Source organism: Enterobacter sp. Cy-643 (assembly GCF_011752815.1).
Taxonomy (GTDB): Bacteria; Pseudomonadota; Gammaproteobacteria; order Enterobacterales; family Enterobacteriaceae; genus Cedecea.
This window is the reverse complement of the sequence record NZ_VWWV01000001.1, coordinates 1464981-1487209: the sequence shown is the minus strand read 5'-3', so window position 1 is coordinate 1487209 and position 22229 is coordinate 1464981. Positions and strand designations below refer to the sequence as shown.

The 22229-nt window shown below is 58.7% G+C and carries 18 protein-coding genes; 16 read left to right on the top strand and 2 right to left on the bottom strand.

Going from position 1 to position 22229, the window contains the following annotated elements:
* Nucleotides 1-2: 2 nt before the first annotated feature.
* Entirely contained in the window at nt 3-1379 is a 1377-nt protein-coding gene (locus F3J29_RS06835) for an SrfA family protein (RefSeq protein ID WP_166864176.1), read from the bottom strand.
* A 279-nt stretch (nt 1380-1658) separates the two neighbouring features.
* Between F3J29_RS06835 and F3J29_RS06830 the strand changes: the two genes are divergently transcribed.
* The 4 genes from F3J29_RS06830 (at nt 1659) to F3J29_RS06815 (ending at nt 4977) form a co-directional block, all read left to right on the top strand.
* Nucleotides 1659-2210, top strand: a complete 552-nt coding sequence (locus F3J29_RS06830) for a flavodoxin family protein (RefSeq protein ID WP_166864174.1) — start codon at nt 1659-1661, stop codon at nt 2208-2210.
* Nucleotides 2211-2357: 147 nt separating this feature from the next.
* Entirely contained in the window at nt 2358-2816 is a 459-nt protein-coding gene (locus F3J29_RS06825) for a MarR family winged helix-turn-helix transcriptional regulator (protein WP_166864171.1), read from the top strand.
* Between the two features lie 48 nt (nt 2817-2864).
* Complete coding sequence (locus F3J29_RS06820) at nt 2865-3926, top strand: HlyD family secretion protein (RefSeq protein ID WP_085540814.1); 1062 nt, start codon at nt 2865-2867, stop codon at nt 3924-3926.
* The gene (locus F3J29_RS06815; RefSeq protein WP_052050320.1) at nt 3916-4977 is read left to right on the top strand and encodes a DUF2955 domain-containing protein; all 1062 of its coding nucleotides are present in this window, start codon (nt 3916-3918) and stop codon (nt 4975-4977) included. Before F3J29_RS06820 ends, F3J29_RS06815 begins: the two co-directional genes overlap by 11 nt.
* 2 nt (nt 4978-4979) lie before the next feature.
* On the opposite strand, the gene F3J29_RS06810 is transcribed toward F3J29_RS06815, so the two are convergent.
* Nucleotides 4980-5498: an Lrp/AsnC family transcriptional regulator gene (locus F3J29_RS06810; protein ID WP_166864168.1), complete on the bottom strand. Its 519-nt coding sequence runs from the start codon at nt 5496-5498 to the stop codon at nt 4980-4982.
* 100 nt (nt 5499-5598) lie between these two features.
* Between F3J29_RS06810 and F3J29_RS06805 the strand changes: the two genes are divergently transcribed.
* The 12 genes from F3J29_RS06805 (at nt 5599) to F3J29_RS22845 (ending at nt 22227) form a co-directional block, all read left to right on the top strand.
* Nucleotides 5599-6798 (top strand): MFS transporter, encoded by a 1200-nt coding sequence (locus tag F3J29_RS06805; protein ID WP_166864166.1) that lies wholly within the window; start codon nt 5599-5601, stop codon nt 6796-6798.
* Between the two features lie 148 nt (nt 6799-6946).
* Complete coding sequence (locus F3J29_RS06800; protein ID WP_166864163.1) at nt 6947-8545, top strand: ABC transporter substrate-binding protein; 1599 nt, start codon at nt 6947-6949, stop codon at nt 8543-8545.
* Nucleotides 8546-8804: 259 nt separating this feature from the next.
* Nucleotides 8805-9077, top strand: a complete 273-nt coding sequence (locus F3J29_RS06795) for a DUF2526 family protein (protein WP_166864160.1) — start codon at nt 8805-8807, stop codon at nt 9075-9077.
* A gap of 141 nt (nt 9078-9218) precedes the next feature.
* On the top strand, nt 9219-11015 hold the full coding sequence (atzF, locus tag F3J29_RS06790) for an allophanate hydrolase (RefSeq protein WP_166864157.1): 1797 nt from the start codon (nt 9219-9221) through the stop codon (nt 11013-11015).
* Between the two features lie 11 nt (nt 11016-11026).
* Nucleotides 11027-14647 (top strand): urea carboxylase, encoded by a 3621-nt coding sequence (gene uca / locus F3J29_RS06785; protein WP_166864154.1) that lies wholly within the window; start codon nt 11027-11029, stop codon nt 14645-14647.
* Nucleotides 14648-14651: 4 nt separating this feature from the next.
* Entirely contained in the window at nt 14652-15332 is a 681-nt protein-coding gene (locus F3J29_RS06780; protein ID WP_166864151.1) for a GntR family transcriptional regulator, read from the top strand.
* A 32-nt stretch (nt 15333-15364) separates the two neighbouring features.
* Nucleotides 15365-16636 (top strand): urea ABC transporter substrate-binding protein, encoded by a 1272-nt coding sequence (gene urtA, locus F3J29_RS06775; protein WP_166864148.1) that lies wholly within the window; start codon nt 15365-15367, stop codon nt 16634-16636.
* A gap of 168 nt (nt 16637-16804) precedes the next feature.
* Nucleotides 16805-18376 (top strand): urea ABC transporter permease subunit UrtB, encoded by a 1572-nt coding sequence (urtB, locus tag F3J29_RS06770; RefSeq protein ID WP_166864146.1) that lies wholly within the window; start codon nt 16805-16807, stop codon nt 18374-18376.
* The gene (gene urtC, locus F3J29_RS06765) at nt 18376-19449 is read left to right on the top strand and encodes an urea ABC transporter permease subunit UrtC (RefSeq protein ID WP_166864143.1); all 1074 of its coding nucleotides are present in this window, start codon (nt 18376-18378) and stop codon (nt 19447-19449) included. Before urtB ends, urtC begins: the two co-directional genes overlap by 1 nt.
* On the top strand, nt 19449-20246 hold the full coding sequence (gene urtD / locus F3J29_RS06760; protein WP_166865019.1) for an urea ABC transporter ATP-binding protein UrtD: 798 nt from the start codon (nt 19449-19451) through the stop codon (nt 20244-20246). Before urtC ends, urtD begins: the two co-directional genes overlap by 1 nt.
* 9 nt (nt 20247-20255) lie before the next feature.
* Entirely contained in the window at nt 20256-20954 is a 699-nt protein-coding gene (gene urtE / locus F3J29_RS06755; RefSeq protein ID WP_166864140.1) for an urea ABC transporter ATP-binding subunit UrtE, read from the top strand.
* Nucleotides 20955-21048: 94 nt separating this feature from the next.
* Entirely contained in the window at nt 21049-22227 is a 1179-nt protein-coding gene (locus F3J29_RS22845; RefSeq protein WP_166864137.1) for a GNAT family N-acetyltransferase, read from the top strand.
* Nucleotides 22228-22229 lie beyond the last annotated feature (2 nt).

The following is a 22229-nucleotide window of genomic DNA, read 5'->3' as shown; positions in this document are numbered from 1 at the left end:
GATCAGTTACTCACTCTTCGGAAGGTGATCGGTATGACTTTGTCGCCTTCATAGCGGCCGGTGCAAACGGCGGCGCCGTTGCTGCCGGTTTTACAGGTCACTTCCGGCATCGGGTAGCGGCTGCCGTCGCTGCAGCGAGCGCTGCCGCGGGTTTTAATCATCAGCGCGCCGTTCTGGTGCAGGCCAGAAAACATCTCCGCTTTACAGACAATGTTATCGCCGTGCACCAGGCGTACCGTGCCTTTGTTGTTGGCTATCTGGTAGCGCAGGCTTGGCGCTTTACCGGTGATCGGGTCACTGAAATCGATCTGTGCTCGCCAGGTGCCGTTGAGGAATTTAGTGGAGCCAATTTTCACGGCTTCTGCCGGGAGAATTAACGCATTTTTCGGCACGTCTGCGGCAACGGTAATTGGCTCAGGATTTTCTTCCGGCGCGGCAACCGGCGCTGGCTCAGGCTTAGGCGGCACCACAACTTCGGCTGGCGTCAGCGGCAGGGTCGTTTTGGCGACGTCGACGGCCTGTATTGGCGCTGGCGCAATAGGTTTAGGCGGGACTTCGGCCTGGGCGGTTGCCACCGGCGCGGTCTGGTTCCCGCTAAGCAGCAGATAACCCACCGGGGCCGCAATGGCGAAGGCAATCACCGCGGCGACCGGCAGCAGCCAGCGGCGGCGCGGTTTCGCTGCTACAGGGGCAGGTTCCGGGCTCGGGGCCGGTTTTTCTTCTTCGGCTGCGGCTTTTTTCACTGCGGTGAGGCTATAAACCGGAGAATCATCATCCACCTGAACCGCCATCGGGGTTTCAAGCAGCGGCTTTTCTGGCTCGCTAATTTCTACCGGCAGCGGCTCTGGCTCCGGCATCGCTTCCTCAGGGATAAACGTAATTTCAGGCTCGCGCGGCTCCACCACCCGTAGGCATTCCAGCACATCGTCCCGTGCGCCCTGGTTAAGATTCACGAACCCCCAGAAGGTGATCACCGGCTTGCCGTTCACCAGGTAGACGTGCTGGCTGCCGGGGAACTGCAGAGCTTTTTCCAGCAGGGCGCCAAAGAGTCGAATCGAGGTTTTCTCCGCCTGCTGGCAGCGCGCGCTGAGCGAGGCTACGTTGGATAAGCAATTATCCAGATAGCGAAGGGCAGTGCGGCGCTCTTCGTCGCTGGCGGCTGCCCAACTGGTGACGCTGCCTTCCTGAGGCGCATACCAGTCGACGCGGTCGCCTTCGTCGTTGGGCTGGGGAATGGCCAGTGCATCGGCGACGGCCTGCTGTTTACGAAGGCGTAATGTTTCGCGTATTTGAAACGCGGAATCAAACACTGCCTGACCGTTTTCGCCCAGCGCGAGAAAGTCATCCAGGCATCCGCTGCGCAATAATGTTTTTGCCACGTCATCAATCCTGCTGTTAACGGCTCACCCGAGAGCCATCTTCACGCTTTCCAGTTTAACGAAGCGGCCCTAAGTCAAACGGCAGAAGAGACGGCAAAATGGGTAAATTATCTGGCTATTAGACAAATCAGGGCGGTTTGAAGCCGGCGATACTTACCCGGAAGTAAGTCACTTACTGACAGGTAACTTCTTGACCAGAAAGAAAAAGAGAGACACGATGAACCCCGATTTTGCGGCCTTCTGGCCGGGGCTTTCCCTCTAACCATGTCGAGAAAAATTATGGCTAAAATCGTTGTTATTTACTTTTCCGGGTACGGTCACACCAAGCGTGTGGCAGAGCACGTTGCCCAGGGGGCAAACGCCGACCTGGTCGCCGTGGACAGCAACGGCGATATTCAGGAAGCGGACTGGCAAAAACTGAACGACGCCAAAGGGATCATCTTTGGGGCGCCGACCTACATGGGCAACGTGCCGTGGCAGTTCAAGAAGTTTGCCGATGCTTCCTCCAAAGTGTGGTTTACCCGCGGCTGGCAGGACAAAGTGTTCGGCGGCTTCACCAACAGCGCCAGCCTGAACGGCGACAAGCAGGTGAGCCTGCAGTGGATGCAAACCCTGGCCTCTCAGCACGGCGGCATTTGGGTGAGCCTGGGCCAGCTGCCTTCGAATACCCTGGCGGCAACCCGCGAAGACGTGAACAACCTGGGCGGCTCGGTCGGGCTGCTGGTGCAGTCTCCGTCTGACGCAGGCGCCGAACAAATTGCCCAGGGCGACCTGGACACCGCCGTCAAATACGGCGCACGCGTGGCGGATATTGCTGCCCGCCTGAGCTAAAGAATCCCTTCTTTTCTAAAGCGCCTGCGGGCGCTTTTGTCTTTGCCACTTCCTCAGTAATTACCCCTGGTTATTGTCAGTTGTATTCACCAAATAAATACTTATCATGATAATTATCATAGTGACTATATACATGGGGATTATCTGATGCATGACGATAAGTACGACATTGTCGATTTTCCTGACCGCCCTCTGGGGATGCGCCTGGCGATGCTGGTGCGGCTGTGGCGTGGCATCGTGGATGATGCCGTGGCGTTTACCGGCCTGACTCAAAGCAGCTGGACGACGCTGATGCAGCTCAGCGTAGCGGGGCAAAAAATCACCGTCACGGATCTGGCCCGGGCGCAGGGCATCGATCTGCCGCCGCTGACGCGCACGCTGGCACAGCTGGAAAAAGAGGGCTATGTCACCCGCACGCCGGACGAAAAAGACAGACGGGTGAAATTTATCTCCCTCACGCCTGCGGGCCAAAAAGCAATTAAGGCGGTTAGCGAAACGGTGGAGCGCTGCCAGGCCCAGGTTGCACAGGGCATTCCGGCGCAGCAAATAGAACAGTTCAGCCAGACGGTAAACCTGCTGGCCGCCAATATGATCAAAATTCGATAGTTCTTTCACGCCCGGTCTCCCGGCGTGTTTATCATTTAGCGAGTAGTTATGACCCCTGAACAACGATTTACCCGCTGGGTAAAAGTCACGCTGGCGCTGTTTGCCGCCATGTTTTGCTATTTTCTGGCCGCCGACATCTGGGTGCCGCAAACCCCGGACTCCACGGTTATGCGCGTGGTGACCCCGGTTTCATCCCGCGTATCGGGCTACGTGACGCATATCTACGTCAGCAATAACAGCGTGGTGAAGAAAGGGGATGTGCTGTTCGAGATAGACAATAAGCCTTACCAAAATCAGCTCGAACGCGCGGAGATTGCCTATCAACAGGCGATTCTCGACAACCAGCAAATTGACGCCCAAATTAGCGCCGCTCGGGCAAAAATCAAAGCCGCTCAGCTGGATGCCGACAACGCCGGGCGCAGCTATCACCGCTTTAACGGGCTTAGCAGCGGCAACCTGATTTCTAAACAGGATCTGGATGCGGCCTTTACGCGCTGGCAGAGCGCGGTGCAAAACGTCAACAATCTTCAGGCCGCGCTGGCGCAGCTGGTGATTTCGCGGGGGGAACGCGGGGACCAAAACGTCACGCTGCAAAAATACCGTAACCTGCTGAATGACGCCCGGCTAAACCTGGATTACACCCGCGTGGTTGCCAGCAGCGACGGTATTATCAGCAATTTACAGCTGAAAGAGGGCTGGTATGCCGGGGCGGGTTCTCCCGCGCTGGCGCTGGTTAACGACAAGCTCGATATTGTGGCCGACTTCCGGGAAAAAAGCCTGAGCAAAACCCGGCCAGAGACAACGGCGGATATCGTATTCGACGGGCTGCCGGGGCAGGTTTTTAAAGCCAGGGTCACCAGCAAAGATGCGGGCGTTTTGCCGGGGCAGCAGGCCATCAACGGGCAGCTTTCCGCGCCGGAAACTTCAAACCGCTGGGTGAGGGACGCGCAGCGCATGCGCATTCATTTGCTGCTTGAAGACGGGAAAACGCCAGATCTGCCGGCGGGCGCGCGGGCCACGGTGCAGCTCTACAATTCGCCTTCCGCCTTCGCGTCGTTTATCGGCGGGATGCAAATCAGGCTGGTGAGCTACCTGCATTATGTTTATTAAATTTATTCTTGGCCCGCTGAAGCGCAATGCGCCGACGCCGTTCAGCGGCAATGATTTCCGCCATATGCTGCGCATCGTGATGGCGGGCTGCGTGGGGATGTTTGTCTACAGCTGGGTTAACACGCAGTACGGGGTGTTCTACGTGGTTTACCCCATCATGCTCACCGGGCTGGTGCCTGTTTTTAACGGCCATATTGCCCGACAGATGATCGCCAATGCGTTGCTGAACTGCGTGGAAATGACGCTGCTGTTTGCGGTGCTGGCGAATTACCCGCTGCCAATGACGCTGATTGTCTTCCTGATGTACATGACGCGCTTCTACCTGATGAGCCGGGGGCCGCTCTTTCTGTTTGGCTCGATGGGCGTGGTCTGCTTAAGCGTGATGGCTAATTTCCTGAGCTACCCGACCACCGACATGAGCGACCTGATGTTTTCTAACATCATTGGCAGCCTTCTGGCGGTGGGGCTGTCGGCGCTTAGCTGTTATTTGCTGCCGGACGTAGAGCCGCGTAAGCCGCCCCCCGCGATTCAAAAAGACGGGCCACGGGTGATGCATGAAACGCTGCTGGCCTCGTTAACGGCGACCATCTTATTCACCGTGTTCCAGGTCTACACGCTGAATGACTCCCTGGCCGCGCTGATGGCGGGTATTTTTGCGCTGTTCCCCATGCATTTTCGCGGGGCGATTCTTTCGTCCTGGTGGCGCATTGTCGGGGTGATAGCCGGGTGCCTGTACGCGATTCTGGTGCAGCTGGTGATCTACGATTTCAGCCGCCATCTGATTTTGCTGATGCCGCTGATTAGCCTCGGCCTGCTGCTGGCCGCGCGAATTCACGTGTTTGAGAAGGTCGGGCCGGGCGTGGGCTTTTCTATTCTGACCACGCTGGCGCTGATGTTCGGGCAATACATGCACCCTAATCAGGATATCGTTTTTAGCGCGCTGTACCGTATTTCATCGGTGTCGGTGGCGATTGTCGGCACCCTGGCCGTGACCTTTATTATCCATAAGATACTGAATAACTTTGCCTCAACGCGCTATATCGTGAAATGACGCTAGTCCTGTTCCGGCCAGTCGCGGGTAATGCCCGGCTGGACAGGACGTTCAAGATAGGTAGACAACACGATATACGTCCTGGTCGCCACCACGCCGTTGATCTCATACAGATGCGCCAGCAGCGCTTCAAGCGCCCTTGAGTCCTCGGTGCGAACCTTCAGCAGCATGGACGTGTCTCCGGCGACGGAATGGATCTCTTCCACTTCCGGGTAGGCGGAAATTCGCAGCAGATCCGGCGTTTTCCCCCAGCCTTTGGTATCAATGTGAACAAACGCCAGCAGGGATTTGCTGATGGCCTTCGGGTCGAGCAGGGCCGCCGTCTGCCGGATCGCCCCGGAACGCTTCAGGCGTTTGACCCTTTCGTGGACTGCCGGGGCGGAAAGCGCGACCTTTTCGCCGAGTTCGGCGTAGCTGATGGTCGCATCCTCCACCAGCGCGCCTAATATTCTTCGGTCAGCGGCATCGAGAGTTCGCTCTGCTGCACCGTTCTGCTTAATACTGTCTGTTTCTTTTTTCATATTGCCCCTGGCTAATGACGCTGAATTTCATTCGGATAAAATTAGTTTTTATCGAATCTAAGTCAAGCCTAATCCTTACCAGGAAGTAACAGGAAGCAAAATGAAAAACAGCCAGTGTCTGGAACTGCATCCAGAGCCGTCTCTGTCTCCCGCCAAAGCCGTGTATGTGTTGACCGGCTGCGTCGGCGTTATCGGCGCTAACTCAATGGTGCTGGGGCCTATTGCGCCGGCGGTGGCATCCTCTATCGGGACGGGGGTGCCCACGGTGATGATGGCCGCGGCGGCTTTCGGCCTGGGAACGGCTGCGAGCGCACTTTTCCTGGCGCGTTTGATAGACCTGGTCGGGTCTGCGCGAATGCTCAAATTCACCATGATGCTGCTGGGCGCGGCGCTGTTGTTGTGCGCCGCTTCACCTTCCGTGACGGTCTTCATCGCCGCCCAGCTGATTGCCGGGCTGGCGTCAGGGATCGCGCTGCCCGCGATTTACGCCAGCGCGGCCGCCATCGCGGAGCCGGGGCGTGAAAGCCGGACGATCGGCAAGGTGCTGACCGGCTGGACGCTAAGCATGATCGCCGGCGTGTCGTTTTCCGTGGTGCTGACCGAACTGTTCAGCTGGCGCGCGGTGTATGTGTCCGTAAGCTGTCTGGCCGCTCTGGCGCTGATCGCGCTCGTCAGGTTGAACATGCAGGATCGCCCTGCGGCAGGCATTGCGCCTTCACCGCTGTCTGCCCTGGGGCTGCCGGGTATCAAGTCGTTGCTGGTGGTGTGCGGCGCGTTTATGACCGCGTTTTACGGGATTTATGCTTATCTTGGCGATCATCTTCATCAGGATCTCGGCCTGCCGGTGACGGCCAACGGCGGGGTAGCGATTGCCTATGGGGCGGGGTTTGGCTGTGCCGCCTTGCTCAGCGGGATAGTAGATCGGTTTGGCCCCAAACGCCTGATGCCGCCGGTGCTTCTGGTGGCCGCCTTCGTTTACCTGGGCCTGGCGATGCTCGGCGGTTCGCTGGTGGGGGTTATCTGCCTGCTGTTTGTGCTGGGCCTGGTGAACCATTTGGGCGTGAACTTGTTGATTCAGCGCCTGACGGCCATCGACCCGGCCAAACGCGGCACGTTGATGGGATTAAACAGCGCCGTAACATACCTGGCGGTGTTTGCCGGCAGCAGCAGTTACGGGCCACTTTATACCGAAAATGGGTTTACGACGATTTCGCTGGTCTCCCTGGGGTTGATGGTCATCGCGGTGCTGACCTGCCTGTGGCGTGATTTTGCCGGGCAGGGCGTGAAGGTTGTGGGCTGAGCCACTTCGCTGGGCGCCCGCGTTAACCGCCACAATTGTATAGAAAGGAAGGGTTTGTCATTTGCTTGTCGCCCTGGGCTGTGCTGTTATTACTGTGAGAAATAATAAGTAGCTCAACCATTTGGCAAGCAAATAAAAGGCAAACAGTATGTCTAAAGGAAAAACACTGCTCGGCCTGCTGCTGAGCGCGCTCCTCCCGGCAGGAAGCGCGATGGCGGCGGGCAACAGCACGCTGGTCTACTGCTCCGAAGCCTCTCCTGAATCCTTCAACCCACAAATTGCCAGCTCCGGCCCAAGCTTTGTCGCCAGCTCGCAAACGCTGTACAACCGCCTGATTGATTTCAGCCTGACCGACAACACGCCGGTGCCGTCGCTGGCGACGGAATGGAAAATCAGTCCCGATGGCAAAACCTATACCTTCACCCTGCGCAAGGGCGTGAAGTTCAACAGCAACAAGTTCTTTAAGCCGACGCGCGACTTCAACGCAGACGACGTGGTGTTCTCGGTCATGCGCCAGAAAGACGCCAATAATCCGTATCACAAGGTGTCGCAGGCGAACTACGAATACTTTAACGATGTCGGCCTCGACAAGCTCATTGTGGACGTTAAAAAGCTGGATGATTACCACGTCCAGTTTACCCTGAGCGAGCCGAATGCGGCATTTCTCGCCGACTGGGGCATGGACTTTGCCTCTATTTTGTCCGCCGAATACGCGGATGCGATGCTGAAAGCCGGTACGCCGGAGCGCGTGGACAACAACCCGATCGGCACCGGGCCTTACGCGCTGCAGGACTACAAAGTTGATTCCGTGATTCGCTATGTCGCCAACCCGAATTACTGGAAAGGTGAAGTCCCGACCAAACACCTGATTTTCTCCATCACGCCGAACGTGCAAACCCGGCTGGCGAAGCTGCAGAAAAATGAATGCCAGATTATCCCGGCGCCAGCCCCGGTGCAGTTCGATGCCATCAAGGCGGATAAAGACCTGGCGCTGCACAGTATCGACGGCCTGAACGTCGGGTATCTGGCGTTTAACACCAGCAAGAAGCCGTTCGATAACGCGCTGGTGCGCCAGGCACTGAACTACGCGGTGGACAAAAAAGCCATCGTGAACGCCATCTTTATGGGCTCCGGCTCGGTGGCAAAATCGCCAATCCCGCCAACCATGCTGGGCTACGACAAGGATCTGAAAGACTACGGATACGACCCGGAAAAAGCCAAAGCCTTGCTGAAGCAGGCCGGGCTGGAGAAGGGCTTTGATACCGATCTGTGGTCCATGCCGGTGCAGCGTCCGTACAACCCGAACTCGCGCCGTATTGCGGAGATGATCCAGAGCGACTGGGCAAAAGTGGGCGTGAACGCCAAAATTGTCACCTTCGAGTGGGGCGAATATCTGTCCGGGATGCGGAAAGGGGAACACGCCTCGGCGCTGTTTGGCTGGATGTCCGATAACGGCGACCCGGATAACTTTGCCGATACCCTGCTGGGCTGCGGCAGCGTTGCCAGCGGTTCGAACGTCGCCCGCTGGTGTGACAAAAACTACAATTCACTGGTTCAGAAAGCGAAGCTGACCAGCGACCCGGCCGCCCGCGCGAAGCTCTACGTCCAGGCGCAGGAAATTTACTATCAACAGGCGCCGTGGATTGCGCTGGCGAACGGTAAAACCTTCTACGCAACCCGCAGCAACGTGAGCGGCTATACCGTTAGCCTCGCCGGGAGTGACTTCTCCAAAGCGAAGCTGGATTAAATTTTATTAACCCTCACCCCGGCCCTCTCCCTGAAAGGGAGAGGGGGAATAAAGAGGCTGGCTCTTATATTCGCTCGACCAGGCAGGGAGAGAGGAATAAAGAAGCTGTTTTTTTGTTCCCTCGACCTGACAGGGAAAGGGGGAATACAGATGCCAGTTTTTTACCTCCTCTCTCAGGGGAAAAGGGTTTCTCTTTTATTCCCTCTCCCCTTTGGGGAGAGGGTTAGGGTGAGGGGCAAAACATGATAAGGAACACGCCATGACCCATCTTGCAGACGTTATCAGCCGCGTAGACGACGCCATAGCGAAAGACATCATCATTCCTATGAACGAACTGCTGATTGAACTCAGCGACGACGCGGAGCTGACGCGGGAAGACCGCTATGCCCAGCAGCAGCGGCTGCGTATCGCCATTGCCCACAAAGGCAATCACCATAAAGAAGAAACCGAAGAGCGCCGCGAGCAGCTGACCCGCAGCGGTACCATTATCTTCGCCGCCAGATATATCCCCTTAATTATTCATTCGCACTAAAATAACGCCCTGCGACAGTGCCTTAAATATAATAAAAGCTTATTTAAAAATATAAAAACCTTAAAAATCATTAGGTAATTTATGTTGGCATTGTAATTGCTTTAGCTATTCCATCTTGTATACCAGGTGGGATGCCAGCTTATGTCAGTTGCTTTATTGTCGCAGTGGATCGCCGATTACCAGCTGCAGCCGGAAAGGTTGCCCGACGCATACCAGCAATTAATGGCAAATATTTCACGGCAGGATAATGCGTGGATTTATATCGCCAGCGAACAGCAAATTAATGAGCAAATAAAGGCGTTATTGCAGGTCATTAATGAGGGGGAAAAAACGCCGACGGATTTCCCGCTATTTGGCGTGCCGTTTGCGGTTAAAGACAATATTGACGTGGCCGGGATGCCAACCAGCGCCGCCTGCCCGGTATTTACTTATCATCCCGCCAGCGATGCGACGGTGATTGCGCGCCTTCGCGCCGCAGGCGCCGTTGTCGTAGGCAAAACTAACCTCGACCAGTTCGCGACGGGCCTGGTCGGCACCCGATCGCCATATGGCGCGGTGGAGAACAGCTTCAACCCGGACTACGTCAGCGGTGGCTCGAGTTCAGGCTCCGCTTCCGTGGTGGCTCGCGGGCTGGTTTGCTTCTCGTTAGGGACGGACACCGCAGGCTCCGGGCGCGTCCCTGCCGGGTTCAACAACATCGTCGGCTTAAAACCAACCAAAGGCTGGCTCTCGACGACGGGCGTCGTTCCGGCCTGCCGCCTCAATGATTGTGTATCTGTCTTCGCCCACTCGGCGGCGGATGCAGCCCTGGTCGCCCGTGTGGCGGGGGGGTACGATCCGCTCGATCCTTACTCTCGCTGTAATCCCAATACCGCCCCGGCTCGCTTCAGCCCGCGCCTGCGCTTTGCCATTCCAGACCGTCTGACATTCTTTGGCGACAAACTTAGCGAAGAGGCTTTTCAGCTGGCGCTGGAGAGATTAATGGCCATGGGTGCGGAGCTGGTGGCGGTAGATTTCAGTGATTTCACCCGGCTGGCGGAACAGTTGTACAACGGGGCGTGGGTGGCCGAGCGCACCGTCGCGGTGAAAGAGATCCTCGAAAAACACCCCGAGGCGATGGATCCCACCGTGCGCGGGATCGTCGCCAGCGGGCTGAGTTTCACGGCCTGTGATGCCTGGCAGGCGGAATATACCCGGGCCGAGCTTGCCCGCCGCATTCAGCAGCAGCTTGCCGCGTTTGATGCCCTTGTGGTGCCGACATCGCCGACGATTCACACCCTGGCTGAAATGCGCGACGAGCCGGTGGCCTATAACTCGCAGTTTGGTACCTACACCAACTTCACCAACCTGGCTGACCTGAGCGCGCTGGCGCTTCCGGCGGATTTCCGGGCCGACGGCCTACCCGCAGGGATCACGCTGATTGCCCCGGCCTGGCACGATGCCGCGCTCAGCCATTTTGGCGCGCAGTGGCAGGCGCAGCTTGATCTGCCCGCCGGCGCAACGTCCCAGAAATTGCCTGAACAGCAGACCATCACGCCTGCCGGCAGCTTCGTGCGCGTCGCTGTTGTAGGTGCCCATTTGCGAGGGATGCCGCTGAACCACCAGCTCACCGGCCGTAACGCCGTCTTTGTCGAAGAAACCTATACGGCAGAAACCTATCGCCTTTACGCCCTGGCCAACACTCAGCCACCGAAACCGGGCCTGGTACGCGCCGCCGAAGGGCTGCCGATTGCCGTTGAGCTGTGGGATATCCCGCTGGCGCGCTTCGGCGAGTTTGTCGCTGAAATTCCCGCGCCGCTGGGTATCGGCACGCTGATCCTGCAGGACGGGCGCAGCGTGAAGGGCTTCATTTGTGAACCGTGTGCGACAGAAGGCGCCACGGACATTACCGCATGGGGCGGCTGGAAAGCCTGGCTTGCTCGTCAACCTGGCGCTTGAGGAGAGGGATTATGTTTAGCAAGGTTTTGATTGCCAACCGCGGTGAAATTGCCTGCCGCGCCATTCGCACGCTGAAGAAAATGCACATCACCAGCGTGGCCGTTTATTCCGAGGCCGATGCCAGCGCGCAGCACGTGATTGATGCCGATGAGGCGATAGCGCTGGGCGGAGATAAAGCCAGCGACACCTATCTGAATATCGAGAAAATACTGGCGGCGGCTAAAGAGAGCGGCGCGGAGGCGATTTTCCCCGGTTACGGCTTCCTCTCGGAGCGGGCAGAATTTGCCGAGGCCTGTGAAGCGGCAGGGGTTGTTTTTATCGGGCCAACGGCGCGGCAAATCAGTGATTTTGGCCTGAAGCACCGCGCCCGCGAGCTGGCTTCCGGCGTAGATGTGCCGATGACGCCGGGCACCGGGCTGCTGACATCTCTGGCAGAAGCACGGCTGGCGGCCACGGAAATCGGCTATCCGGTGATGCTCAAAACCACGGCAGGCGGGGGCGGGATCGGCCTGACCCGCTGCGACAGCGAACCTGCGCTGCTCGAGGCCTGGGAAAGCGTGAAGCGCATGGGGGCGCAATTTTTCAGCGACGATGGCGTGTTTATCGAGCGTTTTGTCGACAAAGCCCGGCACCTGGAAGTGCAGATCTTTGGCGATGGCAAAGGCAAGGTTGTTGCCCTGGGGGAGCGTGATTGCTCGCTGCAGCGCCGCAACCAAAAAGTGGTCGAGGAAACGCCCGCTCCAAATCTGCCGCAGAGCACGCGCGAAGCGCTGCACCGTGCCGCCGTGGCGCTGGGTGAATCCGTGAATTACCGCAGTGCCGGAACCGTGGAGTTTATCTACGACGCGGCGCGGGATGCCTTTTACTTCCTGGAGGTGAACACGCGCCTGCAGGTTGAACACCCGGTAACCGAATGCGTCACGGGGCTGGATCTGATCGAATGCATGGTTCTGGTGGCGGCAGGCGCGTCGCCGGACTGGCAAAAAATAGCCGAAGCGCCTCAGGGGGCGGCCATTGAAGTCCGCATTTATGCCGAAGACGCGCTGAAAAACTTCCAGCCGTCGCCGGGCGTATTAACCGATGTTTATTTCCCTGAGGGCGTGCGGGTTGACGGCTGGGTCAGCACCGGCAGCGAAGTCAGCGCGTTCTACGATCCGATGATCGCCAAGATCATCGTTCACGGCGAAGACCGCCTGCAGGCGTTAAGTAAACTGAACGCTGCGCTGGACGCCACTCGCCTGCACGGGATCGCCACCAACCTCGATTATCTGCGCCAGATCGTCCGCCTGCCGGAATTTAAGGCCGGCGTAATGTGGACGCGCCTGCTGGATAGCGTGAGTTATCAGGCGCAGGCCGTGGAAGTGCTGGAGCCGGGCACCTGGAGCAGCATTCAGGACAGCCCTGGCCGCCTTGGATATTGGGATATCGGCGTGCCGCCGTCCGGGCCGATGGATGATTTTGCCTTCCGTCTGGCGAACCGCATTGTCGGCAACCATCCGTCGGCCGCCGGGCTGGAATTTACCCTGCAGGGGCCGACGGTGCGCTTCCACAGTGAAGCCACCATCGCGCTGACCGGCGCGCCTTGTCCGGCGACGCTTGATGACCTGCCCGTGACCTTCTGGCAGCCGACGGTGGTCAAAGCCGGGCAGATCCTGACGCTGGGCAGGGCGACCAGCGGCTGCCGGACCTATCTTGCGGTGCGTAACGGTTTTGACGTGCCGGTCTATCTCGGCAGCCGTTCCACTTTTGCCCTTGGCCAGTTTGGCGGCCATGCCGGGCGCACGCTGCGTGTGGCCGATGTGCTGGCTATTTCTCAGCCTTGCCTGCCGGCCTGCACCACGCCCGCGCCGATAAGCCTGCCGCAGACCCCGGAACCCGCGCTGATCCCGCACTATGGCGAATTGTGGGAGATAGGCGTGCTGTACGGGCCGCACGGCGCACCCGACTTCTTCACGCCGGAGTCGATGGAGACCTTTTTCAACGCTGAATGGCAGGTTCACTACAACTCTAACCGCCTCGGTGTACGCCTCGTCGGGCCTAAGCCTGAGTGGACGAGAGCAGACGGCGGCGAGGCTGGGCTGCATCCCTCCAACGTGCACGACTGTGAATATGCCATCGGCGCGGTGAACTTTACCGGCGACTTCCCGGTGATCCTGACGCGCGACGGCCCAAGCCTCGGTGGGTTTGTTTGCCCGGTGACGATTGCCAAAGCGGAATTGTGGAAAGTCGGGCAGGTGAAACCGGGCGACCGCATTCGTTTTCACGCCATCAGCTTTGAACACGCGCAGTCGCTGGAGATTGCTCAACAGGTGGCGGTGACCAATCTGTGCGCCGGAGCAAGCCTGCCGGATCTGCATCCTTCGATTGAACCCGGCGCGACGACCAGCGCGGCGATTCTGGCGGAAATTCCCGCTCAGGCTGCGCTACCGGCGGTGGTTTACCGGCAGGCGGGTGATAACTATGTCCTGATCGAATATGGCGATAACGTACTCGACCTGGCGCTGCGGCTGCGCATTTACCTGCTGATGCAGGCTATTAAGCAGGCGGCGCAGACGGGCATTGAGGAGCTTTCCCCCGGCGTGCGTTCGCTGCAGATCCGCTATGACAGCCAGCATATTTCCCAGAGCCAGCTGCTCACGCTGCTGCTGAGCATTGAAAAGCAGCTGGGCGATGTGACTCAACTGAAAATTCCGTCGCGCATCGTGCATTTGCCGCTGGCCTTTGAGGATAGCGCCACGCTGGCCGCGGTGGAACGCTATCAGCAAACGGTGCGGGAAGAGGCGCCGTGGCTGCCGAACAACGTGGACTTTATTCAGCGCACCAACGGGCTGCGAAGCCGCGACGAGGTGAAACAGATCCTGTTTGACGCCAGCTACCTGGTGCTCGGCCTGGGCGATGTGTATCTCGGCGCACCTTGCGCCGTGCCGCTTGACCCGCGTCATCGCTTGTTGAGTTCGAAGTATAACCCGGCGCGGACGTGGACAGCAGAAGGCACGGTAGGAATTGGCGGGATGTATATGTGTGTCTACGGCATGGATTCGCCGGGGGGCTATCAGCTGGTAGGCCGCACGCTGCCCATCTGGAACAAATTCCTCAAAAACGAACAGTTTGGCGACGAACCGTGGCTGCTCAAGTTCTTCGACCAGGTGCGTTTCTACCCGGTGAGCGAGGAAGATCTAACCGCGTTCCGTACGGCGTTCCGGGAAGGGCGTGCGCAGGTTGCGATCGAAGAAGTTGAATTTGATTTTGCCGAATATAGCCGTTTTCTGGCGGACAACGCCGACGAGATTGCCGCTTTCCGCAGCCGCCAGCAGGAGGCTTTCCTGAGCGAAGTCGCGCACTGGAAAGAGCAGGAAAGCGCGGCGGTCGAGAGCGCGCTGATGGCGGCGGATCAACCGGAGGAGGAGCAGGCCGGGCAGCTCGTCAGCGCCGATCTGAACGGCAATATCTGGAAGATTCTGGTTGAGCCGGGGCAAAGCGTGAAGCAGGGCGAGCCGCTGCTCGTCGTTGAGGCGATGAAAATGGAGCTGCTGGTTAGCGCCCCGTGCGACGGTAAGGTGGTGCGGATCCAGTGTCAGCAGGGTCGACCGGTGGGGCCTGGGGATGCGCTGCTGTGGCTGGAGGCGGTGTAGCACTATGCCAAAGCGACCAGAAGCCGTAGCCGAACGCATCTACCAGCAGCTCAAACAGGAAATCTTCGACTTCCTCCTGCTGCCGGGGGATCGCTTTAGCGAAAACGAAATTGCGGAGCGCATGAGCGCCAGCCGCACGCCGGTTCGCCAGGCGCTTTACGCCCTGCAGCAGGAAGGCTATGTCGACGTTCAGCCCCGCAGCGGCTGGCAGATCCGCGCGGTCGACTTCGATCATCTCGAGGCGCTTTACGATCTGCGCATCGTGCTGGAGCTGGAGGCGGTGAAACGGCTTTGCCTGCGGGCAGACTCCGTTTTCCCGCTGCCGCTGCAGGCGCTGAAACAGTTTTGGCTGGATGACGCGCCGCTGGCTGAGGGAATGAACGTCGCGCCGTACGACGAGGCTTTTCATATGACGCTGGTCTCTGCGGCGGGCAACCCTGAAATGGCGAGGGTTCACCGGGAGATCACCGAAAAAATTCGCATTGTGCGCAGGCTGGACTTTACCCGTAAGACGCGCGTCAGCGCGACGTATGCCGAGCATGGGCAGATCCTGCTCGCCGTTAGCGACCGTAACCTTGAGGAGGCACAAACCCGACTACACGACCACATCGCCGCCAGTCAGAAAGAGGTTCGTCAGATAACGCTTCATATGCTGCACCAGGCCCGGCAATTCAAGCTGAGCTAATCACTTATTGTTTCTTCAGGGGAGTCAGACTTATGCAACGTCGTACCTTTGTTAAAGCTTTCGCGCTTTCCGCTTCGTTTGTCAGCTTCGGATGGGCCTTCGCCGCCCAGGCGGCGGACACCATCAAAGTCGGGATCATGCATTCGCTGTCGGGCACCATGGCTATCTCAGAAACGCCGCTGAAAGACGTGGCGTTAATGACCATCGACGACATTAATGCGAAGGGCGGCGTGCTGGGGAAAAAACTTGAGCCGGTGGTGGTTGATCCGGCGTCTAACTGGCCGCTGTTCGCTGAAAAAGCCCGCCAGCTGCTGAGCCAGGACAAAGTGGCCGTGGTCTTTGGCTGCTGGACGTCCGTGTCGCGCAAATCCGTGCTGCCGGTGTTTGAAGAGCTGAATGGCCTGCTGTTCTATCCGGTGCAGTACGAAGGGGAAGAGATGTCGCCGAACGTGTTTTATACCGGGGCGGCACCTAACCAGCAGGCGATCCCGGCGGTGGAATACCTGATGAGCGAGGACGGCGGGGCGGCTAAACGCTTCTTCCTGCTGGGTACGGACTACGTTTATCCGCGCACCACCAACAAGATCCTGCGCGCCTTCCTGCACTCTAAGGGCGTTCAGGACAAAGATATCGAAGAGGTCTACACGCCGTTTGGCCACAGCGATTACCAGACCATTGTGGCCAATATCAAAAAATTCTCCGCGGGCGGTAAAACGGCGGTGATCTCCACCATCAACGGCGACTCCAACGTGCCGTTCTACAAAGAGCTGGCGAATCAGGGCCTGAAGGCGACCGACGTGCCGGTGGTGGCCTTCTCCGTGGGTGAGGAAGAGCTGCGTGGCATCGACACCAAACCGCTGGTGGGCAACCTCGCAGCATGGAACTACTTCGAGTCCGTCGATAACCCGACCAACAAACAGTTTGTGAGCGAGTGGAAGGCATACGCCAAAGCCCACAACCTGCCAAACGCCAATACCGTAGTGACCAACGACCCAATGGAAGCCACTTATGTCGGCATCCATATGTGGGCGCAGGCCGTAGAGAAAGCGGGCACGACAGACGTGGATAAAGTCCGTGCGGCGATGGCCGGGCAGACCTTCAAAGCACCGTCCGGCTTTACCCTGACGATGGATGCGACCAACCACCATCTGCACAAGCCGGTGATGATTGGTGAGATCGAAAGCAATGGCCAGTTCAACGTGGTGTGGCAGACCGATAAGCCTGTGCGCGCCCAGCCGTGGAGCCCGGTTATTCCGGGGAATGATAAGAAATCTGATCTGCCGGTGAAGACCGTCAGCAACTGATGTTCGACCATCCGGTCATTTTTATCCTCATCCCGGCCCTCTCCCTGGAAGGGAGAGGGGGAAAAGCGTTGATAGCCTCTGCATTTTATTCCCTCTCCCCTTTGGGGAGAGGGTTAGGGTGAGGGGCTGGCCGAGAGGCATCAGGGTGAAACCACTCAGGAGAACGCCATGACATTCGCAACACTGGCCCGGCTGCTGCTGGTTGTGGCCGCAATATTGCCGGGACTAGCCGCCGCCGGGGATACAGAAACGTTTGCGGCGGCAAACCGCACGGCGCAGGCAGACCTGCTTCAAAGCTGGACGCTGGCACCCGATCCGGTTCGTCTGCCGCTGCTCAATGCGCTGCAGCAAGAAACGCTGGTCACCGACGGGCATTCGGCTTTTAACCTGGTGGGTAATGTGCTGACGCCGTTGGGCGACGAAGCGCAACCGCAGGGCGAGACCAAAAAACTTCGTTTGACCAACCGGCTGCGCGTTTTGGTCGGCGGGGCGCTGGCCAGTCATCAATTAATAAGTGACAGTGTCACTACTCGTTTGAGCGCCGCGAAAGCCTTGCAGAAAGAGGCTCCACCGGAATTGCTGCCCGTTTTACAGCAGCGGATGAGCGCAGAAAAAGAGCAAAGCGTGCGGGACGCGCTGGCGCTGGCCGCCGCCCGCCTTGAGCTAGCCAGCCCGCAGGCCGCCGTGCGCCTTGAGGCAGTTAAGCTGCTCGGCAAGTCCACCGATCCGGACACCGAAGCGTGGCTCAAGCCTTTAACCGAGGCGGGCGCTGAGCCGGATGCCAACGTGCGGCAGGCCGCCACTGACGGACTGCGTCAAATCGAACGCCGCCAGATGCTGGGCGATATCCTCGGCCAGGCCTTTATGGGGCTTTCTCTGGGATCGATTTTGCTGCTGGCCGCGCTGGGGCTGGCGATCACCTATGGCCTGCTGGGCGTAATCAACATGGCGCATGGCGAAATGCTGATGCTGGGAGCCTACTCGGCCTGGGGCGTACAGGCCGCCTTTCAGCAGTTTGCTCCAGCGTGGCTGGCGCTCTATCCGCTGGTTGCCCTGCCGGTGGCTTTTGCGATCACCGCCGGGATTGGTATGGCGCTTGAACGCACGATTATCCGCCATTTATATGGCCGCCCGCTGGAGACGCTGCTGGCGACCTGGGGCATCAGCCTGATGCTGATTCAGATAGTGCGTATGCTGTTTGGCGCGCAGAACGTGGAAGTGGCTAACCCCGCCTGGCTGTCCGGCGGGCTGCAGGTACTGCCGAACCTGACCCTGCCGTGGAACCGCCTGGTCGTGCTGGGCTTTGCGCTGCTGGTGCTGCTGTTTACCTGGCTGCTGCTGAATAAAACGCGGCTGGGGATGAACGTGCGAGCTGTGACGCAAAACCGCGCGATGGCGGCCTGCTGCGGCGTTTCGACCGGACGTGTGGATATGCTCGCCTTCGGCCTTGGATCTGGCATTGCCGGGTTGGGCGGCGTGGCGCTGTCTCAGCTGGGTAACGTCGGCCCCGAACTTGGGCAGGGCTACATTATCGACTCCTTCCTGGTGGTGGTGCTGGGCGGCGTCGGGCAGCTAGCCGGAAGCGTGGCGGCGGCGTTCGGGCTGGGCATCTTCAACAAGATCCTCGAGCCGCAAATCGGCGCGGTGCTGGGCAAAATTTTGATTCTGGTGCTGATTGTACTGTTTATTCAGAAACGGCCACAGGGGCTGTTTGCGCTCAAAGGGAGGGTCATTGACTGATGAGTATGCCGCTGACTTTAACGCTCGGGCATAAAGCGCCGCGCCTGACTTTGGTACTGGGTACGCTGCTGGTGGTTTTGCTGCTGGCGCTGCCGTTCCTGACGCTGTTGCCTGCGAACAATCCGCTTAGCCTGTCGACCTACACCATGACATTGATCGGCAAGATCCTCTGTTATGCCGTCGTCGCGGTGGCGCTGGATTTGGTCTGGGGCTACGCCGGGTTGCTTTCTCTCGGGCACGGCCTGTTTTTCGCCCTCGGCGGCTACGCGATGGGGATGTATCTGATGCGCCAGGCCGCAGGCGACGGGCTGCCCGGGTTCATGTCCTTTCTCTCCTGGAGCGAGCTGCCGTGGTACTGGTCCGGCACGCAGTACTTCGCCTGGGCGCTGCTGCTGGCGATGGCGATTCCGGGACTGCTGGCGTTTGCTTTCGGCTACTTCGCCTTTCGCTCAAAGATTAAGGGCGTGTACTTTTCGATCATGACGCAGGCGTTGACTTACGCCGGAATGCTGCTGTTTTTCCGCAATGAGACCGGCTTCGGCGGTAATAACGGGTTTACCGGCTTTACCACGCTGCTGGGGATGCCCGTTACAGCGGTTGGGACGCGTATCGGGCTGTTTATCGCCACCGTGCTGCTTTTAGTGGCGAGCATTGGCCTCGGCTTCTGGCTGGCGCGCAGCAAGTTTGGCCGGATTCTGACGGCGGTGCGCGATGCGGAAAACCGCCTGACGTACTGCGGGTACGATCCCCGTGGCTTCAAGCTGCTGGTGTGGACGCTTTCTGCGGTGCTGTGTGGCTTAGCCGGGGCGCTGTACGTGCCGCAGGTGGGCATCATTAACCCGGGCGAAATGTCGCCGACCAACTCTATTGAGGCCGCCATCTGGGTGGCGCTGGGCGGACGCGGGACGCTGATTGGCCCGGTGCTGGGCGCGGGGCTGGTTAACGGAGCGAAAAGCTATTTCACCATGGCGGTGCCGGAGTACTGGCAGCTGTTTCTCGGCCTGATTTTTATTCTGGTGACGTTGTTTTTACCGCGCGGGGTGATTGGCCTGCTGCGCAAAGGAGAGAAATGATGCAGCCTGCCGAATCTCTGTTTACCCGCCAGTACCCCACGGATCGCTTTCGCGAGCAGACCGACCCGGTGCTGGCGCTGGAAAATATCAACGTTAACTTCGATGGGTTTCAGGCGTTAACCAACCTGTCGCTGAACATTGGCGTGGGGGAGCTGCGCTGCGTGATTGGCCCCAATGGTGCGGGAAAAACCACGCTGATGGACGTGATCACCGGCAAGACCAAACCCCATAGCGGCAAGGCCTTTTACGATCAGTCCATCGATCTGATGCGGCTGGAGCCCATTGAAATCGCCCGACGGGGAATCGGCCGAAAATTTCAAAAGCCTACGGTGTTTGAGGCGCTGACGGTCTTCGAGAACCTTGAGATCGCACAGAAAAACGAGAAATCCGTGTGGGCGAGCCTGCGGGCGAAGCTTAGCGGAGAACAGCGCGATCGTATTGATGACATGCTGGCGACGCTGCGGCTGACCGGGGAGCGCCATCGCCGGGCAGGGCTACTGTCTCACGGGCAAAAGCAGTTCCTCGAAATCGGCATGTTACTGGTGCAGGAACCGCATTTGCTGCTGCTGGACGAGCCTGCGGCGGGCATGACCGATGCGGAAACCGAGTACACGGCGGAGCTGTTTCGCAGCCTGGCGGGGAAACATTCGCTGATGGTGGTTGAGCACGATATGGGCTTTGTGGAAACCATTGCCGACCACGTTACCGTGCTGCATCAGGGGCAGGTGCTGGCGGAAGGTTCCCTGCGCGAAGTGCAGGCGAATGAACAGGTTATTGAGGTCTACCTTGGCCGTTAAGGAGCAAACATGCTGCAGGTGAATGAGCTTAACCAGTATTACGGCGGCAGCCATATTCTGCGCGGCGTCAGTTTTGAGGTGCGCGTGGGGGAAGTGACCTGCCTGCTCGGGCGTAACGGCGTGGGGAAAACCACGCTGCTGAAAAGCCTGATGGGTCTGGTGCCGGTGAAAGGCGGCAGCATTAGCTGGCAGGGGAAAAACATCACCCAGCGCAAGCCGCACCAGCGTGTCCAGGCCGGTATTGCCTACGTGCCGCAGGGGCGTGAAATCTTTCCGCGTCTGACGGTGGAAGAAAACCTGCTGATGGGGCTGTCACGCTTTTCCGGGCGCGAGGCAAAGGCTGTCCCGGACGAGATTTATCAACTTTTTCCGGTACTAAAAGAGATGAAGCTCAGGCGGGGCGGCGATCTCTCCGGCGGGCAGCAGCAGCAGCTGGCGATTGGCCGCGCCCTGGCCTGTAAGCCACAGCTGCTGATTCTGGATGAGCCGACGGAAGGGATCCAGCCGTCAATCATCAAAGAGATAGGCCAGGTGATTCGCCACCTCGCCGGGCGCGGGGATATGGCCATTCTGCTGGTGGAACAGTTTTACGATTTTGCCGCAGAGCTTGCGGACCAGTATCTGGTGATGTCGCGCGGGGAGATAGTCCAGCGCGGGCACGGCAGCGCTATGGAACAGGAAGGCGTCCGGGGGCTGGTGGCGATATAAGTGGTCTGCCAAAATTAAGTGATTGTGGTACTTTTGGCTGAACCTCTGTGCGCCTATAGTTTTCGGCATTCACCATCGAATTCCAGAGGTTAGCATGTCTTTTACCGTCAACAGTTTCCAGCAGCCGATTGGCTTATCTCTTCCTGACTGGCAGCGCCGCCCGCTGCCGGCGCGCGTCACGTTAAACGGGCACTTTTGCCGCCTTGAGCCCCTAAGTGCGGCTCAGCATGGGGCACAGCTTTGGCAGGCCTGGGCTCAGGCTGAAGATGCGCGCGGCTGGACTTATCTCAGCGTCGGGCCGTTCAATACCGAAGTCGATTTTATGCAGTACATTGCCGGGGCAGAAAAAAGCGCCGATCCTTTTCATTTTGCCGTGGTGGATAACGTCAGCGGCCAGGCGCTCGGCACGCTGTCGCTGATGCGCATTGATCCGGCGAACGGCAGTATTGAAGTCGGCTTTGTGGTGTTTTCGCCGTTGCTGCAGCGTACCGCTCTGGCCACGGAAGCCCAGTTTTTGCTGATGAAGTATGCGTTTGAAACGCTGGGCTACCGCCGCTATGAGTGGAAGTGCGACAGCCTGAACGGGCCATCTCGCCGCGCGGCGCTGCGTCTGGGCTTCCGTTTTGAAGGTGTGTTCCGCCAGATGGGCATCTACAAAGGGCGTACCCGCGATACGGCGTGGTTCTCTATCACCGATGGCGAGTGGCCGCTGGTGAAAAGCGCGTTTGAACGCTGGCTTGCCGCGGACAATATGCCTCACGGCGAACAGCGTGCTGGGTTGGCGGCTATTCGTGCCGAACTGAGCAGGCAGACAAACGAACCTGCAGGCCTGGTGGATGTGCGCCCGTTAACGGCGGGCGACCGGGCGCAGTGGCAGGCGCTCTGGCAGGGCTATCTGACCTTTTATGATGCTCATATTTGTGACAGCGTCACGGATTTGACCTGGGAACGTATGCTGGATGCGCAGGAGCCGCTGTGGGGATTCGGGGCTTTTGACGACCAGGGCACGATGCTTGGTTTCACTCACTTTCTCTATCACCGCAGTACCTGGTCAGCAACTAACTACTGCTACCTGGAAGATCTGTTTGCGGCACCGCTTGCCAGGGGCAAAGGCGTTGGCCGGGCGCTGATTGAAGCGGTACGTCAGCATGCTGGAGCCAACAACAGTTCGCGCCTGTACTGGCATACCCATGAAACCAACGCCACGGCGCAGACGCTGTATGACAAAGTGGCGAAGAAATCCGGCTTTATCAAATACGAAAAAGACGTGTAATC

Excerpts from the sequence above, each read along its gene's own strand:
- F3J29_RS06830 (WP_166864174.1), top strand. The coding sequence starts at position 1,659 with ATGGCTAAAATCGTTGTTATTTACTTTTCCGGGTACGGTCACACCAAG.
- F3J29_RS06825 (WP_166864171.1), top strand. The coding sequence starts at position 2,358 with ATGCATGACGATAAGTACGACATTGTCGATTTTCCTGACCGCCCTCTG.
- F3J29_RS06820 (WP_085540814.1), top strand. The coding sequence starts at position 2,865 with ATGACCCCTGAACAACGATTTACCCGCTGGGTAAAAGTCACGCTGGCG.
- F3J29_RS06815 (WP_052050320.1), top strand. The coding sequence starts at position 3,916 with ATGTTTATTAAATTTATTCTTGGCCCGCTGAAGCGCAATGCGCCGACG.
- F3J29_RS06810 (WP_166864168.1), bottom strand. The coding sequence starts at position 5,498 with ATGAAAAAAGAAACAGACAGTATTAAGCAGAACGGTGCAGCAGAGCGA.
- F3J29_RS06805 (WP_166864166.1), top strand. The coding sequence starts at position 5,599 with ATGAAAAACAGCCAGTGTCTGGAACTGCATCCAGAGCCGTCTCTGTCT.
- F3J29_RS06800 (WP_166864163.1), top strand. The coding sequence starts at position 6,947 with ATGTCTAAAGGAAAAACACTGCTCGGCCTGCTGCTGAGCGCGCTCCTC.
- F3J29_RS06795 (WP_166864160.1), top strand. The coding sequence starts at position 8,805 with ATGACCCATCTTGCAGACGTTATCAGCCGCGTAGACGACGCCATAGCG.
- atzF (WP_166864157.1), top strand. The coding sequence starts at position 9,219 with ATGTCAGTTGCTTTATTGTCGCAGTGGATCGCCGATTACCAGCTGCAG.
- uca (WP_166864154.1), top strand. The coding sequence starts at position 11,027 with ATGTTTAGCAAGGTTTTGATTGCCAACCGCGGTGAAATTGCCTGCCGC.
- F3J29_RS06780 (WP_166864151.1), top strand. The coding sequence starts at position 14,652 with ATGCCAAAGCGACCAGAAGCCGTAGCCGAACGCATCTACCAGCAGCTC.
- urtA (WP_166864148.1), top strand. The coding sequence starts at position 15,365 with ATGCAACGTCGTACCTTTGTTAAAGCTTTCGCGCTTTCCGCTTCGTTT.
- urtB (WP_166864146.1), top strand. The coding sequence starts at position 16,805 with ATGACATTCGCAACACTGGCCCGGCTGCTGCTGGTTGTGGCCGCAATA.
- urtC (WP_166864143.1), top strand. The coding sequence starts at position 18,376 with ATGAGTATGCCGCTGACTTTAACGCTCGGGCATAAAGCGCCGCGCCTG.
- urtD (WP_166865019.1), top strand. The coding sequence starts at position 19,449 with ATGCAGCCTGCCGAATCTCTGTTTACCCGCCAGTACCCCACGGATCGC.
- urtE (WP_166864140.1), top strand. The coding sequence starts at position 20,256 with ATGCTGCAGGTGAATGAGCTTAACCAGTATTACGGCGGCAGCCATATT.
- F3J29_RS22845 (WP_166864137.1), top strand. The coding sequence starts at position 21,049 with ATGTCTTTTACCGTCAACAGTTTCCAGCAGCCGATTGGCTTATCTCTT.